This window comes from Lentzea terrae, assembly GCF_003265345.1.
Lineage (GTDB): Bacteria > Actinomycetota > Actinomycetes > Mycobacteriales > Pseudonocardiaceae > Lentzea > Lentzea terrae.
The window spans coordinates 1-1,514 of record NZ_QFWW01000052.1 but is presented as its reverse complement, the minus strand read 5'-3'; the positions used below and the strand labels follow the sequence as shown (position 1 = coordinate 1,514).

Below are 1,514 nucleotides of genomic sequence, written 5' to 3'. Positions count from 1 at the left end.
CGACTGATATGTAGTGGCCTCGTGTCAAGGGGCAAGGTGAGGCGCCCGCAAGGATGTTCCTGGCGGGCGCCTCGTGCTTCGTCGCGGTTGTTGTGGTGGGTGAGCGTGTCGTTGGCGACGCGCGGTCAGACTGATATGCGCGGGTTGGTTACCGCAGGACGGGCTGTTCGGCAGGAGCGGTCCGCGTGTCTAGCGTCGAGCGTCGCCGACGTGGAAGTCGGTTGCTCATAGTCGAGTCGCGGGTCGCTCCACGCGCTGCTGTCCTGCCACAACGGTGGCGACGAAGCAGGTCTGTGACCGTGCCGGTCAGTCGTCCATCACGGCCAGGGACCAGCACCAGCCGGCCAGCTCACGGGCGATGGCGACGTTGGCGATCACCGCGCGTTTGCGGCGCAGGTTGAATCCGATCCAGCGGTCGTGCAACCGGCGGTTGCCGGCGTCGCCGCGGGCTCTGGCCGCGGGTGGAGCCAGTTCCCAGCGCTCGCGCAGGGTTGCGCCGGGCCGGTAACAGGGGCGGTGATGCCAGGCCGCTTCAACCAGCAGCCGCCGCACATGGGTGTTGCCGGTCTTGGTGATCGAGCCCTGAACCCTTGAAGCTCCCGAAGAGCTTTCGCTGGGCACCAGGCCGACGAACGACCCGATGGACCTGCCGGTGAACCGGTGCCAGTCACCGATCTCGACCGCCAGGGCGAACCCGGTCAGCGTCGAGACACCACGCAGGCATCCCAGCCGCCGCACGCACCCGGTGAACTCGCCGTCGGCGGCCATGACAGTGATCGCCTTGTCGAGCCGATCGCGGCGTGCCTTGACCGTGAGCACGGTCTCGTAGCCGGACTCGAACGCCAAACGTATCGCCGCGGTGGTGAACCGCAGGCGGCGCAGCCAGGTATCGTGCGCCCCGGTCCAGGCCTGCCCGCCGGAGTAGACGATCCCGTGGCGCAGCAACAGTTTCGACAGCCGATGCCGGGCCCGCATCAGATCACCACGGCAATCTTCCCGCGCCCGCACCAGATCCCGTCCCGCCTCCTGATCCACGGTCGGCACCGCGACCGGAGTGATCTCGCCCAGCCGCAACAGACGAGCCAGGTGCACCGCGTCCTTGGCGTCGGTCTTGACCCGGTCACCCGACGGGCGCTGCAGCTTCGACGGCGCCGCGACCACGCACCGGATCCCCGCCGCGGTCAACGCCCGATACAGGCCGAACCCGGTCGGGCCCGCCTCATAGGCCACCGCCACCGGACCCGCCACCTGCGCCAACCAAGATCGAATGTGCTCGTGTGACGGGGTCAGTCTCGTCTGCACCAGCTCGCCCGTGACACCGTCGATCGCCGCTGCCACGACCGATCGCGCGTGCACGTCCAGCCCTACGCTCGTACGCTCGGTAAACACCGGGGCCTCCCACGCCTGTCGGATAGGCCGAGCAGGCCACTCCTGCCCGGCAACCCACGAACAAGCGTGAGCGGGGCCCCGGCCCGCAACCACTCCACATCAAGCGGTCAGGTCATACCGTCTAG

1 protein-coding gene is annotated in these 1,514 nt (G+C 68.6%); it reads right to left on the bottom strand.

What is annotated here, in order from left to right; genetic code table 11:
- Positions 1-306: 306 nt before the first annotated feature.
- A complete protein-coding gene (locus tag DI276_RS47670; RefSeq protein WP_112276805.1) occupies positions 307-1,389 on the bottom strand; it encodes an IS110 family RNA-guided transposase in 1,083 nt (360 codons plus the stop codon).
- Positions 1,390-1,514: the final 125 nt, after the last annotated feature.